The 15,906-nt window shown below is 64.6% G+C and carries 11 protein-coding genes; 7 read left to right on the top strand and 4 right to left on the bottom strand.

The features are described from left to right. Positions 1–948 (top strand): GMC oxidoreductase (locus FPZ47_RS16135; RefSeq protein WP_144952699.1); only part of this gene is annotated, 948 nt, incomplete at its 5' end. A 29-nt stretch (positions 949–977) separates the two neighbouring features. On the opposite strand, the gene FPZ47_RS16140 is transcribed toward FPZ47_RS16135, so the two are convergent. After that, positions 978–2,258, bottom strand: coding sequence for a glycosyltransferase (locus FPZ47_RS16140; protein WP_144952707.1), 1,281 nt, complete (start codon positions 2,256–2,258; stop codon positions 978–980). A 424-nt stretch (positions 2,259–2,682) separates the two neighbouring features. Here FPZ47_RS16140 and FPZ47_RS16145 point away from each other — a divergent pair, with 424 nt between their 5' ends. From FPZ47_RS16145 to FPZ47_RS16155, 3 genes are all read left to right on the top strand, one after another. Next, complete coding sequence (locus tag FPZ47_RS16145; protein WP_144952705.1) at positions 2,683–3,096, top strand: MmpS family transport accessory protein; 414 nt, start codon at positions 2,683–2,685, stop codon at positions 3,094–3,096. After that, positions 3,093–5,963 (top strand): MMPL/RND family transporter, encoded by a 2,871-nt coding sequence (locus FPZ47_RS16150; protein ID WP_144952697.1) that lies wholly within the window; start codon positions 3,093–3,095, stop codon positions 5,961–5,963. The genes FPZ47_RS16145 and FPZ47_RS16150 overlap by 4 nt, the downstream gene beginning before the upstream one ends. A 144-nt stretch (positions 5,964–6,107) precedes the next feature. After that, entirely contained in the window at positions 6,108–9,026 is a 2,919-nt protein-coding gene (locus tag FPZ47_RS16155) for an MMPL/RND family transporter (protein ID WP_144952695.1), read from the top strand. A gap of 164 nt (positions 9,027–9,190) precedes the next feature. Here the strand turns inward: FPZ47_RS16155 and FPZ47_RS28420 are convergent, their stop codons facing one another. The 3 genes from FPZ47_RS28420 to FPZ47_RS16170 form a co-directional block, all read right to left on the bottom strand. Next, a complete protein-coding gene (locus FPZ47_RS28420; RefSeq protein WP_168209475.1) occupies positions 9,191–9,724 on the bottom strand; it encodes a PE family protein in 534 nt (177 codons plus the stop codon). Positions 9,725–10,159: 435 nt separating this feature from the next. Further along, positions 10,160–10,630, bottom strand: a complete 471-nt coding sequence (locus FPZ47_RS16165) for a YbjN domain-containing protein (protein WP_144952690.1) — start codon at positions 10,628–10,630, stop codon at positions 10,160–10,162. Between the two features lie 141 nt (positions 10,631–10,771). Beyond that, the gene (locus tag FPZ47_RS16170) at positions 10,772–12,091 is read right to left on the bottom strand and encodes an adenosylmethionine--8-amino-7-oxononanoate transaminase (protein ID WP_144952688.1); all 1,320 of its coding nucleotides are present in this window, start codon (positions 12,089–12,091) and stop codon (positions 10,772–10,774) included. A gap of 64 nt (positions 12,092–12,155) precedes the next feature. On the opposite strand from FPZ47_RS16170, the gene FPZ47_RS16175 reads away from it, so the two are divergent. From FPZ47_RS16175 to FPZ47_RS16185, 3 genes are all read left to right on the top strand, one after another. After that, the gene (locus tag FPZ47_RS16175; RefSeq protein WP_144952686.1) at positions 12,156–12,596 is read left to right on the top strand and encodes a hypothetical protein; all 441 of its coding nucleotides are present in this window, start codon (positions 12,156–12,158) and stop codon (positions 12,594–12,596) included. A 310-nt stretch (positions 12,597–12,906) separates the two neighbouring features. Further along, positions 12,907–13,596, top strand: a complete 690-nt coding sequence (gene ripD / locus FPZ47_RS16180; RefSeq protein ID WP_144952684.1) for an NlpC/P60 family peptidoglycan-binding protein RipD — start codon at positions 12,907–12,909, stop codon at positions 13,594–13,596. Between the two features lie 93 nt (positions 13,597–13,689). Next, the gene (locus tag FPZ47_RS16185) at positions 13,690–15,861 is read left to right on the top strand and encodes an acyltransferase family protein (RefSeq protein ID WP_144952682.1); all 2,172 of its coding nucleotides are present in this window, start codon (positions 13,690–13,692) and stop codon (positions 15,859–15,861) included. Positions 15,862–15,906: the final 45 nt, after the last annotated feature.

The raw sequence follows: 15,906 nt of genomic DNA on the forward strand, positions 1-15,906 counted from the left end.
GACGCCGCCCGCAACGGTGTGCTGCCCGCGGTCACCGAGCACGGCGCCCACCTGCTGACCCAATGCCGGGTGCTGCGCCTGCAGGCCGACCACACCCAGGTGCAGCAGGTGATCGCCGAGCACCGCGGCGACATGCTGGCACTGAAAGCCAAGGTGGTGGTGCTGGCCGCCGGCGCGCTGGCCACCCCGCTGCTGCTGCTCAACTCCCGCTCCGGGCAGTGGCCACGCGGGCTGGCCAACGGCTCGGACTACGTGGGCCGCAACCTGATGCGCCACCTGATGGATTGGATCGAGGTCTGGCCGCAACCCGGCTGCAAGATCACGGCCGAAAACAAGGAGATCGGGCTCAACGACTTCTATTTCTGGGAGGGCCAGAAATACGGCACCGTGCAGTCGGCCGGCGCAATGGCCAATTTGGCATCCATGGACATGTTGACCAACCATCCCGGCTGGCAGCCCAAGGTGCTGCGCCTGATGAGCCCGGCGGTGCGGCCCATCTACGATCGCTTCTTCAACGGTGGACTGCTGCTGGCCCCGATCATGGAGGACCTGCCGTATCTGGACAACCGGGTCCTGCCCAGCGATCGACCCGGCGCGGACGGCCGCCAACGGCTGCGCATCCGGTACCGTTTACACCCCAGCGAGATCGAACGCCGCGCGGTGTTCATGCGCCAGATTAAAGAGGTGTTGAAACCGTTTCGCACCCTCACGCTGCGGACCGGCGCAAACAATTCGACCCTGGGCCACGTGTGCGGCACGTGCCGCTTCGGCACCGATCCGAAGACCAGCGTGCTCGACCCCCAAAACCGGGCCCACGAAGTCGCCAACCTCTACGTGGTGGACGCCTCCTTCTTCCCCACCAGCACCGGTTTGAACCCCAGTTTGACCGTCGCCGCCAACGCCCTGCGGGTGGCCGAGCACCTCAACCAGACGCATTTCCCCACCTGACCGGTTGGGTGCGTCACCGTTGTGGACGATCAGCCAATGCCCTCGAGGCGGGCGAAATCTTCCACCAGATCGGCAGCGGCGGCAACGCTGTCGGCGGGTCTGGTCATCCGGGTGGCGATTTCGCGGGCTCGGGCCGCATAGTGCGGGGCCAGAATCCGACGCAGATCTGCGACCAGCGATTTCTCGGTAGCGCTCGAAAAGCGCCGGGCGGTACCCACTTTCAGCCGTTTGATCGCAGCTCCCCAGATCAGCTGAACATCTGCCATCCAGAGGATCAGCGTGGGCACGCCGGCGCGCAGGCCTGCGGCCGTGGTGCCCGCGCCACCGTGGTGGACGACGGCGCGGCAGGCGGGAAAGATCGCCGCGTAGTTCACCGCGCCCACCACCTTGACGTGCTCGGAGCGGGCGGCGCTGCCGAAATCCGTCCAGCCGGCGCAAACCAGCGCTCGCTCACCCAGTTGCGCACACGCGGCGCCGATCATGGCAAGAGTATCGGCGGGAGATTCGACCGGTATGCTGCCGAACCCGAAGCAAATCGGCGGCGTACCCGCGGCGATCCAGGAAGCGACGTCGTCATCGGCACCGGTCGCCAACTCCATCGTCAGCGTGCCGACGAAGGGCCTTTGCGGCGGCTTCCGGTCATTCCACTGCGCCCATTCGGCCGCCAGCCCGGGAAAGCACACCTCGTCGTAGGCCTGGATTTCCAGCGCTCCTCGTTCCGCGATGCGTTGCGGCGCGGGACGTGTCGCCTTCGGGAGGCCGAGTTGGCGGCGCTGCGCGCCCTGGACCTTCTTCACTCCCCGCCACACCAACCGCTCGTAGACCGTCATCACCGAGCGGAGCAACCGAGCCGGCAGGATCGGAAAGAGGTGGCCATTGACCCGGATCGGGAACCACAGCAGCGTGGCCAGCGGAATGTCGCGATACTCCGCGACATTGAGCGCAAGTTCCTGGTAACTCATGCCGGTGAGTAACAGGTCGGCCCCATCGGCGAGCGCCGTCAGCGTCGTGCTCATCTCCGCCCAGTGCCGGGTTCCGGGCTCCCGGGCTTCGCGCAGTAGCCTCTTGACCTCCTGGATTCTCCAGAAGTTACGGAAGAATCGCGCCCAGAAGTTGCGCGTCGATTCCAGCCACGCCTGCATGTCCGGCCCGTAGGCGACCGCTGCGAGCCCAACCGACTCGGCGAAGGCGACCAGGTCGGGCGGGACGACCATGCACACGTCGTGCCCTCGGCGCAGCAGCTCACGACCGACGGCGATGCCCGGCTCGACATCGCCGCGAGTTCCATAGAACGCCAGCACAAATTTCATCCCGCGATCTTGGCCTTTCACTCCCCGTACGCGTCCTGTGAAATGAAGGCGGCAGACCGCGTCCACAGCTCAGCCGCACAACACCATAACGCCTGGCATGGACGGCAACCGTTGCGGCTGCGTGATCGGTCGCGGGCTTCGGGACACCACCCTGAGAAGTTCCTTAAATCCCGGTCCGGTGCTGAGAGCCACCGGTATGGTTTGGACCCGTAATTAAACTCGTGTCAGCTAGGGTGGTGCGGTGGTCTGGGGCAGTGTGAGCGATATTGAGCCGGCGTGGCCCGATATCCCCGTCGAGAGCGGCCAGCCGCGTGGCCCCCGACGTGGTCTGCTGCGACGCCCCGGCCAACCGTCAACCGCGCCTGGATCACAAGGTGCATCCGGAAAGAATCGCCGGAATCCGGGCTCTGTGATTTTGCGGTTTCTGAAGCGGCTGTGGATCCCGCTGGTCGTCCTGGTGGTCATCGTCGTTGGAGGATTGACTGTGTCGCGACTGCACGGCCTCTTCGGCTCCGAGAAGGGCCTGTCCTATGCCGACACCAGGGTCGACAACAAGCCCTACAATCCCCAGCACCTGACGTACGAGGTCTTCGGACCACCGGGGACCGTGGCCTTGATCAGCTATTTCGGCGCCAATGGCGATCCACTGCATGTCGAGGGGGTAAGCCTGCCGTGGTCATACGAGTTCGCGGTCACCGCGGCAACGGGCATGAGAAGTGTCGCGGCGCAGGGTGACAGCGACAGCATCGGCTGCCGCATCATGCTGGACGGCGTGGTCAAAGTCGAGAAGGTCACGCACGCAGTGAGCGCCTTCACGTCCTGCGCGTACAACGCATGAGCAACCATCAGCTACACACCCGTCGCCCCTTGGTCGCGCGGACGATCCACCGGTTTTCGGTGCTCGTCATCCTGGCGTGGCTGGCGATCGTCGGTGTTCTGATTGTCTGCGTCCCCTCGTTGGAGCAGGTCGAGAGCGAGCATTCGGTATCCCTGAATCCCACGGATGCACCGTCCGTCAGGGCGGCCGAGCGGCTGAATGAGGACTTCAAATCTGCTGACACACCGGATCAATCAAACTCCGGCGGTGTGGCGACGATCGTTCTGGAGGGCCAGCAACCCCTGGGCGACGATGCCCACAAGTACTACGACCGTTTGATTTCGCAGTTAAAAGACGACACGAAGCATGTGGCCTATGTCCAGGATTTCTGGGGCGATGAACTAACCAGCCACGCCGCACAAAGCGTTGATGGTAAGTCCGCTTATGTTCAACTGGTTCTCACCGCGAGCAACGGATCGATCGACGCCGTCCAGCGCATCGTCGCGCGCACGGCGGCGCCGGCGGGAGTCAAGGCGTATGTCACCGGGCCTGCCGCGATCAATGCGGATATGAGCCACAGCGGTGACCGGACGGTCGCCACGATCACCGCCGTGAGCATCGCGGTGATCTTCATTACGTTGCTTCTCGTCTACCGTTCGGTGATTACCGCAATTCTGCTGTTGCTGGTGGTCGGGGTGGAATTGCAAGTGGCCCGGGGAATCGTTGCTTTTATCGGCCATCACGGGGTCATCGGTCTCACCACTTTCGCCGTCAATCTGCTGGTGTCCCTCGTGATCGCGGCCGGAACCGACTATGGGATATTTTTCTTTGGCCGGTACCAGGAGACGCGTCACGCCGGCCAGGACAGGGAAACGGCCTACTACAGCACCTACCACGGGGTCGCCAAGGTCATCGTGGCCTCGGGTTTGACGATCGCCGGCGCGCTTTTCTGCCTGATCTTTACGCGACTGCCCTCGTTCTACGTGCTGGCCGTCCCCTGCGCGGTGGGCGTATTGGTCGCCGTCGCGGTGGCGGTCACGCTGATTCCGGCAGTCCTTGCCGTGGGGAGCCGTTTCGGCTTGTTCGAGCCCAAGCGGAAATTCAACCCGCGTGCATGGCGGCGGGTGGGCACGGCTATCGTTCGCTGGCCCGCGCCCATTCTGGTCGCCACCTTGGCGGTCACGCTGGTCGGGCTGTTGACGCTGCCGGGCTACCGACCCAGCTACAACGACCAGAAGTACATCCCCAAAAATATCCCCGCCAATCTGGGGTACGAGGCAGCGGCGCGACATTTTCCCCCGTCGGCAATGATGTCGCCCGACGTGCTCATGGTCGAGACCGATCACGATCTCCGCAATCCGGCTGATTTTCTGGTGTTGGAGAAACTGGCCAAGGCCGTCCTCGCCGTGCCGGGCGTTTCGTCGGTTCAGGCGGTGACGCGGCCCGAAGGAACCCCGATCAAGCACACGTCGGTACCGTATTTCCTCAGCATGCAGGTCGCGGGCCAGCAGCAATTCCTGCTTTTTCAGAAAGCGCGTCTCAAGGACATGCTCAAGCAGGCCGACATGTTAGCGGAAGCAATCAACATCACGCAGCACCTTTACGCCCTGACCAAGCAGATGGTCGCCACGACGCACGACATGGTTACCACCACTCATGACATCAACGACCTCACGAACGAGCTGCGAATTCATATTTCGGATTTCGAGGATTTCCTCAGGCCGATCCGCAGCTACTTCTACTGGGAAAAGCACTGCTTCGATATTCCCATTTGCCTCTCGCTGCGAAGCATATTCGATGCCCTCGACGGCGTGGACGCCGTTACCGACAAGCTGGGCGACGTGGTAAAAGACCTCGATCAGATCGACTTACTCCTGCCGCAGATACTCGCCCAGTTTCCCGGGATGCTCGCGATCATGGAGAGCTCGCGGACCATGCTGCTCACCATGCACAGCACCATGTCCGGGGTCCTCGGAAACATGAGCGACGACAACGGTAACGCGAGCGCCATGGGGAGGGCGTTCGACACCGCTCAAAACGATGATTCGTTCTACCTGCCACCGGAAGTCTTCAAGAACAAGGACTTCCAACGCATCATGAAGATATTCTTGTCGCCGGACGGGAAGACCGTCCGCATGCTCATCCTGCAAAAGGGCGATCCCGCGTCGCCAGAAGGCATTGCCCGCGTCGATCCGATTAAAAGCGCGGCCGAGGAAGCGCTCAAGGGAACTCCGCTGGAGTCATCGAAAGTTTATCTCTCCGGCACCGCAGCGGGTGTGCGCGACGTGGTGCAGGGGTCCACCTACGACCTCATGATCGCCGGTGTCGCCGCGCTCTGCCTTATCTTCATCGTCATGCTGATCATGACGCGGAGTTTTGTTGCCGCCCTGGTGATCGTCGGTACGGTATTGCTTTCGCTGGGCGCGTCCTTCGGGCTTTCCGTGTTCGCCTGGCAGGATTTGCTCGGCATACAAATACACTGGTCGGTGCTCGTGATGTCGGTGATCGTCCTTTTGGCGGTAGGTTCCGACTACAACCTGCTGTTGGTCGCCCGGATGAAAGAGGAAATAGGAGCCGGCATCAACACCGGCATCATCCGCGCCATGGGCGGCACCGGCAGAGTCGTGACGAACGCGGGGCTGGTGTTCGCGTTCACCATGGGGTCCATGCTGGTCAGTGACCTGCGCGTCATCGGTCAGGTGGGCACAACGATCAGTCTGGGTTTGCTGTTCGACACGCTGGTGGTGCGCGCGTTCATGACGCCGTCCATCGCCGCGCTGCTCGGGCGCTGGTTCTGGTGGCCGCAACACGTGCGCCCCCGCCCCGCCAGCTCCTTACTCCGCCCCACCGGGCCGCGTCCGTTGGTACGTGCCTTGTTGCTGAGATAGCGGCAGGCCAGTGACGGATTTTCAGTTCAGGACCAGACCGGAGACCTTGGGGAGCACCATGGCACAGCGCGATGGCGACAGCAGTGGCTGCCGCTTCGAGCTGCACAGCATGGGCGCCCTGACCGTCCGCCCGCAGCAGGCCGTATGAGCACCGAAAGTCCTCGGCCGCCCGTCGTCGCGCGCACGATCCGCAGGCTTGCGCCGTTCATCGTTCTGGCCTGGGTGGCATTGACGCTCACCGTGACCTTTGCGGTTCCACCGCTGGAGCGGGTCGGTGAAGAGCACTCCGTACCACTGGCTCCTCGAGACGCGCCGTCGGTGCAGGCCATGCTGAGCATGGGCAAGGCCTTCAACGAATCCGATTCGGACAGCTTTGGCATGATCGTCCTCGAAGGGCAGCAACCGCTCGGGGACGACGCTCACACGTACTACCGCGAATTGGTTCGCGAATTGCGCAACGACAAGAAGCATGTCGAAAACGTGCAGGATATGTGGGGAGATCGGATCACCGCGGCGGGCGTGCAAAGCCCCGACGGCAAGGCCGCCTATGTGCAAGTGAATCTGGCCGGCGACCAGGGCACCACCTTGGCGCAGGAATCGGTGGCGGCCGTCCGTAAGATCATGCAGCAGACACCGCCGCCCCACGGCGTCGAAGTGCATCTCACCGGCCCGGCAGCGCTCATTCCGGACATGCAGCGCAGCGGCGACGCTTCACTTCTGAAGATGGCCCTGATCGGCGCCGTGATCATCTTCGTGGTACTGCTGTTCGTCTACCGTTCGTTCGCCACCGCGGTCCTGATGTCGGTCGGGGTCGGGATCGAAGTCGGCTCGGCCAGAGGAATCATCGCGTTTCTCGCCGACAACAACATTGTCGTGCTCTCGACATTCGCCATCAATCTCCTGGTGACGCTCTCGATGGCGGCCGGAACCGACTACGGGATCTTCTTCTTCGGCCGTTATCAAGAGGCCCGCCAGGCCGGCGAGGACGCCGAAGCGGCCTACTACACCACCTACCGCGGGGTCACTCCCGTCGTCTTGGGCTCCGGATTGACGATCGCCGGAGCGATGTTGTGCCTGAGCTTCACCCGAATGCCCATCTTCCAGACCATCGGCGTGCCGTGCGCCGTGGGCATGCTCGTCGCGGTCGCGATCGCGATCACGCTGGTTCCGGCCATTTTGGCCATCGGAAGTCGCTTCGGGCTATGCGACCCCAAGCGCAGGATCGCGCAACGCCGGTGGCGAGGGGTCGGCACAGCGATCGTCCGCTGGCCCGCACCCATTCTCGCCGCGACATTGGCGGTCGCGCTGATCGGCCTGGTGACACTTCCGGGCTATAAAACGAGCTACGACGACCGAGCCTATCTACCTCAAGTTCTTCCAGCTAATATGGGCTATGCGGCTGCCAGTCGCCATTTCTCCCAATCGCGACTCATGCCAGACATTTTAATGATCCAGACGAATCATGATATGCGCAACCCGGCCGATTTTATCGTGCTGCACAAAGTCGCCAAGGCGATATTTCGGGTCCCGGGCATTTCGCGGGTTCAGGGCATAACCCGGCCTGAGGGGACACCGATCGAGCACACGTCGATACCCTTTCTGATCAGCATGCAGAACTCGCTCATGCAGCAAAATCTGACGTTCGTCAGAAAATCTATGGACGACCTTCTCCTGCAGGCCGACTTGATGACGAAACAAATTGCGCTCATGAAGCTTATCTACAAATTGCAGGAGCACCTCACCGCACTTGCTCACCACACGATCGCCCTGACAAAAGAAGTGGTTGACATCGTCGACGAGACCGAAGTGGGCATCTCGGATTTCGAGGATTTTTTCAGGCCGATCCGCAGCTATTTCTACTGGGAAAAGCACTGCTTCGATATTCCCATCTGTTTTGCGCTGAGAAGCATATTCGATTCGATTGACGGTCTCGACACGATTGCCGAGAAAACTCACCGTATCCTGCAAGACTCGGAGAAAATTGACGAGCTGCTGCCGCAGGTACTCGCCCAGCTTCCGCCGATGATCGCGATCCTTGAGGCCACGCGCACCACGCTGTTGACGAATCACAGCACCACGGCCGGGTTCTTGGGCCAGATGGACGACGCGGAACAAACCAGCACCACCATGGGACAGGCTTTCGACGCCGCCCACAACGATGATTCCTTCTATCTGCCTCCGAAGGTCTTCGAGAACCCCGACTTCCAGCGCGCGATGACTTCCTTCGTCTCTCCGGACGGAAAGGCGGCCCGCTTCATCATTTCGCATCGCGGCGATCCCGCGACGCCCGAGGGCATCGCGCGGATCGATCGGATCAGGTCGGCGGCCGAAGAGGCGCTCAAGACGACGCCTCTGGAGGGCGCGAAGATCTCCATCGCCGGCACCGCGTCGACCTACAAAGACTTCCAAGACGGGGCGAAATACGATCTGTGGATCGCGATCGTTGGTGCGCTCTGCCTCATTTTCGTCATCATGCTTGCCCTGACGCGAAGTTTCGTGGCCGCCCTGGTTATCGTCGGGACCGTATTGCTTTCGTTGGGTGCATCTTTTGGGCTGTCGGTGCTCGCCTGGCAGTACATGCTCGGCATCAAATTGCACTGGATGGTGCTGCCGATGTCCGTGATCGTCCTTTTGGCCGTCGGATCCGACTACAACCTGCTTCTGGTATCACGGATGAAAGAGGAAATAGCGGCCGGCATCAACACCGGCATCATCCGCGCCATGGGCGGTACCGGGAAAGTGGTGACGAACGCCGGCCTGGTGTTCGCCTTCACCATGGCCTCGATGGTGTTCAGCGATTTGCGCATCATCGGCCAGGTCGGCACCACCATCGGCCTGGGCCTGTTGTTCGACACCTTGGTCGTGCGCTCGTTCATGACACCGTCCATTGCCGCGCTGCTCGGACGCTGGTTCTGGTGGCCACAAAAAGTGCGCCCGCGCCCGGCCAGTTACATGCTTCGATCGACGGGAACGCGTCCGCTGGTACGGTCCTTGCTCCTCAGGGAGGATCCGCCCGCGGACGGCGACGCGGCCACCGTCGAACTCCCGAGGCTGTCCGTCTAGCTCACGTCGATGTCGGCGTTCGCGCGTTCAGCAGCGCCCGAGATCGCCCGTAAACGGTTCAGCTTGGCGTCGACCTGAAATATGCGCGCCAATTCCGGCACGGTAGAACACCCAGGCGCAACAAAACGGCTTCTGATGAGCGGGCCGGATCTGCCGGAATCTGATCATGGGATCGGGATCGTCACGCCAAGGTACTTCGTGAGCAACTGTATTGCACCGATAAGCAGGGCCAGGGACAAATATGACAGCACCAAAGCCTCATACGGCACCAGGACGATGAGTTCGAGCACGCCTGCGATCTGCTGCACTGCTTGCGCGACCGTGTTGTAGATGGCTGTCAACTGACTGGAAATCGAGGCAACGAAGCCGTTGATGACATCGACGTATGAGCCCACACTCGGCATCATTGACGCGGCGCTGGCCACCTCGGTGGCCGCATACGAGCCCGCACCCGCAGTCAAGTGCTGCACAAACTGGGCGTTGAATGCCGCCGCCTGTCCCGCCAGGTGGTGAAATTCCTGGCCCACCCCGGAGAAAAGCTGCGCGACGCCCGTCGATACCTCATCGGCGGCCGCGGGTACCACAGCAACGGTCGAGGTTGCCGCCGCCATATGGGCCGCGTTGACCGTCGAACCGAGCGCAGCCACGTCCGCCGCCGCCGCCGCGATCAAATCCGGCGAAGCCATCACATATGACATATCGCTCCTTCCACCGGTCATCACCGACCCAGCGGTAAAGTGAAAGCATGACACCGGTCCGTCACGCCCACTAAAGACCTTAGCCCTCGTAGCAGGATGGTGTGGACGCTTTTGAAAAGATACCGAGGGCCTAGAAATCGACGGCACAGTGCACTGACGGCAATCCCGCCTGGTCCGGGCGGGCCGCTGTTGGCAACCAGAACAACCACCCGTACAACCAGCACCATAGGCACCATGAGCACCAGATTGGGCCAGGATTAATTGCCCCGCAGACAGGTTCACGAAATGGCCGCACCGGGGGTTGCGAATGAGCATCCACGCGAAACTGTCGTAAGACCGCACTTTCAAAGCCGCCCAATGAGATGTCGCGGTAATGGCTTCGGTGTTTACCGGACACGGCTACTTTTCAGCGTCGCTATGCGCTTCGCCGGAATCTCAGCCGGCGTTACGCAGCACCGGCTGCGCCAGCGAGGGCACGTCGACAACCGGCTTCAACTCAGCAAACAAATCGATTGCGGCCGCAATGGCGCGGTCAACAGCACAGGCGAACTCCTCGAAAGCAATGTCGTCCCGGATCCACAGGGCTCGGCGGGCCGAGACACCGACGCGCTGCGAGTCGCAGGAACCTTGCACGATCGCGGTGACTCCGCGGTTTTGCCGGTTCCACGCGTCGGCGAAGTGCGTCAGCAGGGGACGGTCGGCGACGGGGAACGGTCGTGCGCGAGTGACACTGATGTGCAGCACGTCGCCGAACGTCGCGGGGATCTCGATGCGGACGTGCAGCCGGCCGGGACCGGTGTTGGCGGCACAGAAGTATTCGCCGTCGTGGTCGCCCCGGAGGAAACGCAGTCCGCAGGTGGCGAGGTAGCGTTCGATGAGGTTCGCGCAGAGCAACTCACTGGTCATGGATTAGATGATGACTGCCCCGGCTTTGTGGAGCCTTTGAGCGGAGCTAGCCTAAGCCAAAGAAATTGTTGAGATTCTCCTGAGAGCGCGAGCCTTCGCACGGGTAGAACACCCTGGCCGTGCGGTCCGCTCGCCGGGCGCTCACGTGTTGGCAGCGTTGGCCACGAGCCGCGCCACCTCGACCATCGCGGAGCTGATCTGGGCGATCTCCGCGGGCGTGCACACATACGGCGGCATGGCGTAGACCAGGTTGCGGAACGGGCGCAGCCAGACGCCGCGGTCCAGCGCCGCCGGTGTGGCGACGGCCAGGTCGACGGGCCGGTCGCATTCGATGACGCCGATCGCGCCGCACACGCGCACGTCGGCCACGCCGGGCAGCGCCCGCGCGGGCTCGAGCCCGTCGGCCAGGCCGAAGCCGATCTCGGCGACCCGCGACCGCCAGTCCTGGCCGAGCAGCACCTCCACGCTGGCCACCGACACCGCGCAGGCCAGCGGATTGGCCATGAACGTGGGCCCGTGCATCAGCGCGCCCGCCTCCCCCGCGCTGATGGTCTGCGCGATGTCGCGGGTGCACAACGTGGCGGCCATGCTGAGGTAGCCGCCGGTCATCGCCTTGCCCACGCACATGATGTCCGGGCTCACCCCGGCGTGGTCGGCGGCGAACAGCTCGCCGGTGCGTCCGAAACCGGTGGCGATCTCGTCGAAGATCAGCAAGACGTCGTGCCGGCGGCACATGTCGCGCAGGTCGGACAGGTAGCGCGGGTCGTGGAACCGCATCCCGCCCGCGCCCTGCACCACGGGCTCCACGACCACGGCCGCCAGTTCGTGAGCGTGCGCGGCGAGTCGTTCCTCGAAGGCCGCACTGTAGTCGGGGTCGTGGTGCGGCGGCACCTGCGGGGCGAACACCTGGCGGGCGAGGATGTCTGTCCACAGCGCGTGCATGCCGCCCTCGGGGTCGCAGACGCTCATGGGCGTGAAGGTGTCGCCGTGGTAGCCGCCGCGCCAGGTCATGAGCCGGTGCTTGCCGGGGCGCGCGCGGCCGCGCCAGTACTGCAGGGCCATCTTCACCGCGACCTCGACCGACACCGAACCCGAGTCGCTGAAGAAGACCGTCTCCAGACCCGCCGGTGTGATCTCCACCAGCAGCTGCGCCAGCCGGGCTGCGGGCTCGTGGGTCAGCCCGCCGAACATCACGTGGTTCAGCACGCCGAGCTGGGCGGTCAGCGCCGCGTCCAGCACCGGGTGGCCGTGCCCGTGGATCGCGGTCCACCAGGAGCTCATCGCATCGAGCGCCTCGAGGGGCCGTCCGTCGCGAATCAGCGTCAGCCAGGCGCCGTGGGCGCCGACGGCCACGACGGGTGGCACCGCTTCCCGGCCGATGGTGCTGTACGGGTGCCACAGGTGCGCGGCGTCGATCGCGCTGATTTCCCCGGGGGTCAACCGGGCCCTCGCCGCAGGCATAGAGATGCAGCGTAAAGCAGCCGGGTCGCACAATCGCCGGCCATCGGGAAGCATGGGAGAGATCATGGCCACGCCATATCAGCCCGAGGACCCCGATCCGACGGACCCCGGCCACCCCGCGCCGGTGGACTACGACGACGAAGCACCCCGGGTGCTGCGGCTGCGGTTGGTCGCGTGGGACGTCGTCAGCACCGTCACGCTGCTGATCCTGCTCGTCATCCTGGCGACCGAGACCACATGGCCGGCACGGCTCTTCGGCTTCCTCGCCAACGTGTGCGAGGGGGAAGACTGTGGGCCGGTGCCCTTCGGGATCGACTACTACATTCACCCGCTGGTGTGGGGCGGAATCGGTGCGGCCATCACCGCGGCCGTGGTCGGGCCGGTGGTCTCGCTGCTGAAGGGCTGGTACATGTCCTTCTGGCCGGTGTTGTCGCTCGCGCTGGTCATGGTCGCCGCGGTAGTGGGCTTCATGCTCACCACCTTCAGCCAACGCTATTGGCTCTGAGCTCCCCACGACTCCCGGCCTGAGACCGAAATCACAACTGCGCATGCGGATTTGGCCGACCCAGTCACCGTCCGGTCACGTTCCGACAAAAAATGCCCCGGGCGCCTCACCAGCCATCTTCTGAGCGTAACTTTTGTTGTAGAAGTGTCTGTAGTGACTGGTGTGAAATGCAGTATCCGGCCGAATTCACCCGCCAAGCGTCAATGCCGCGCCGCGGGCCCCGACGGTGAGGCCTTCGCGCGAGTCATGCAATGGCGGCCGATGCGCGAAGTCACTGCGCGCAGGCCCGCTGAACCGGAAGGAACCCAGAATGAAACGCCTCTACCTCTTCGCGTCGGGCCTGGCCATGCTCGCCGGGGCGCTGCTCGCGCCCGCCGCGGCGAACGCCGACCCGGTCGTTCGGCCGATGGACTATCAGCAGGCCACCGACGTCGTCGTCATGCGCGGGCTGTCCCAGCGCGGCGTCCCGTTCGCCTGGGGCGGCGGCGGCGTCACGGGCCCGACCCGCGGCCGCGGAAGCGGCATCACCACCGTCGGTTTCGACGCGTCGGGCCTGATGCAGTACGCCTACGCGGGCGCCGGGATCAGGCTGCCGCGCTCCTCCGCCGACATCTACAAGCTCGGCCAGAAGGTGCTGCCGCAGCAGGCACGCCGAGGCGACATGCTGTTCTACGGCCCCGAGGGCACCCAGAGCGTGGCAATGTACCTGGGTAACGGGCAGATGCTGGAAGTCGGCGACGTCGTCCAGGTCTCCCCGGTGCGCACCAACGGCATGACGCCCTACCTGGTCCGGGTTATCGGAACCCAGCAGGCGCCGCTCCAGCAAGCGCCCACCCAGCAGGCGCCGCTCCAGCAAGCGCCCACCCAGCAGGCGCCGGTCCAGCAGGCGCCGGTCCAGCAGGCGCCCCTGCAGCAGGCGCCCCTGCAGCAAATGCCGGCGCTGCAGCTGCCGACGCAGCAGGCGCCGTTGCAGCCCGCACCCGCCGGCATCACGCGGTAACCTCCGCGCCCTGCCGAACAGCCGCCACCTGCTCGATAATCCGGTGATTCCGACCGGAGAGCAGGTGGCGGTTTAGGTAAATTGGCTCCAACCATGTTGAGCCTTTCGTCCCCGCCCCGCCCGCCGGCCACCGACCCGGAGCCGGTCAGCGAGGCTCGCCCGACCAACTTCTATCGCCACGACCTCGACGGGCTGCGCGGGATCGCCATCGCGCTGGTCGCGATGTTCCACGTCTGGTTCGGCCGCGTGTCCGGCGGCGTCGACGTGTTCCTGGCGCTGTCCGGGTTCTTCTTCGGCGGCAAGATCCTGCGCGCGACGCTCAATCCCGCCGTGTCGCTGTCGCCGGTGGCCGAGGTGGTCCGGCTGGTCCGCCGCCTGGTCCCCGCGCTGGTCGTGGTGTTGGCCGCGTGCGCGGTGCTCACGATCCTGGTGCAGCCGCAGACCCGCTGGGAGACGTTCGCCAACCAGAGCCTGGCCAGCCTGGGCTACTACCAGAACTGGGAACTGGCCCACACGGTTTCCGACTACCTGAAGGCGGGCGAGGCCGTCAGCCCGCTGCAACACATCTGGTCCATGTCGGTGCAGGGCCAGTTCTACATCGCCTTCCTGCTGCTGGTCGCCGGGTTCGCCTACCTGTGGCGCCGCCTGTCCGGGGGTCGATGGGCCGCACGCCTGCGCGCCGGGTTCATCGTACTGCTGAGCACGCTGACGGTGGCCTCGTTCGTCTGCGCGATCATCGCCCACCAGGACAACCAGTCGACGGCCTACTACAACAGTTTCGCGCGGGGATGGGAACTGCTGCTGGGCGCGCTCGCCGGTGCGGTGGTGCCCTACCTGCGCTGGCCGATGTGGCTGCGCACGACGGTCGCCACCATCGCATTGGCCACGATCGTGTCCTGCGGTGCGCTCATCGACGGCGTGCGGGAATTCCCGGGCCCCGCGGCGCTGGTGCCCGTCGGCGCCACCATGCTGATGATCCTGGCCGGCGCCAACCTGCCGGGCGATCCCGGCGGCGGCCGCCGGCTGCCGCTGCCCAATCGGCTGCTGGCGACCGGGCCGCTGGTGGCGCTGGGCGCCATGGCGTACTCGCTGTACCTGTGGCACTGGCCGCTGCTGATCTTCTGGCTGTCCTTCACCGGCCACCGGCACGCCAACTTCCTCGAAGGCTCGGCGGTGCTGGCGGTGTCCGGGGTACTGGCCTACCTGACCACCCGGCTCGTCGAGAACCCGCTGCGCTGCCGCACGCCCGCCGGCGTGGCCGCTCCCGCCCCGGCGATCCCATGGCAGGCCCGCCTGCGCCGGCCGACCATGGCGCTGGGGTCCGCGGTGGTGCTGCTCGGCGTCACGCTGACCGCGACGTCGTTCACCTGGCGCGAGCACGTCACCGACCTGCGGGCCGCGGGCAAAGAACTCAGCGGCCTCAGCGCACGGGACTATCCCGGTGCCCGCGCACTGACCGCACACGTGCGGGTGCCCACCTTGCGCATGCGGCCCACCGTGCTCGAGGTGCGGCACGACTACCCGGCCTCCACCAGGGACGGGTGCATCAGCAACTTCGTCAACCCGGCGGTGGTCAACTGCACCTACGGCGACGCGGCCGCCACCCGAACGATCGCGCTGGCGGGCGGGTCGCACGCCGAGCACTGGCTGCCCGCGCTCGACCAGCTCGGCCGCCTGCACCACTTCAAGGTGGTCACCTACCTGAAAATGGGCTGCCCGCTGTCGACGGAGGAAGTCCCGCTGATCATGGGCAACAACGCCGCGTACCCGCAATGCCGCGTGTGGGTGCAGCGGACGATGGCCAAGCTGATCGCCGATCATCCCGACTACGTGTTCACCACCTCGACTCGCCCGTGGAACATCAAACCCGGCGACGTCATGCCGGCGACCTACATCGGGATCTGGCAAGCGTTCTCCGACAACAACATTCCCGTCCTGGCCATGCGCGACACCCCATGGCTGGTCAAGGACGGCAAACCGTTCGACCCCGCGGACTGCCTGGCCAAGGGAGGCAACGCGGTGTCCTGCGGGATCAGGCGTTCCGACGTGCTGGCCGACCACAATCCGACCCTGGACTTCGTCGACCGTTTTCCGCTGCTCAAGCCGCTCGACATGTCCGACGCGGTGTGCCGGCAGGACATCTGCCGCGCGGTCGAGGGCAACGTGCTGATCTACCACGGGGCCCATCACCTGTCCCCCACCTACGTGCGAACCATGACCAATGAGCTGGGCCGGCAGATCGCCTACAGCACCGGCTGGTGGTGACACCGCCCCGCTGGACACCCATGACCGGCCGGCGCCGCGGATAAG

It is taken from the genome of Mycobacterium helveticum (genome assembly GCF_007714205.1).
Lineage (GTDB): Bacteria > Actinomycetota > Actinomycetes > Mycobacteriales > Mycobacteriaceae > Mycobacterium > Mycobacterium helveticum.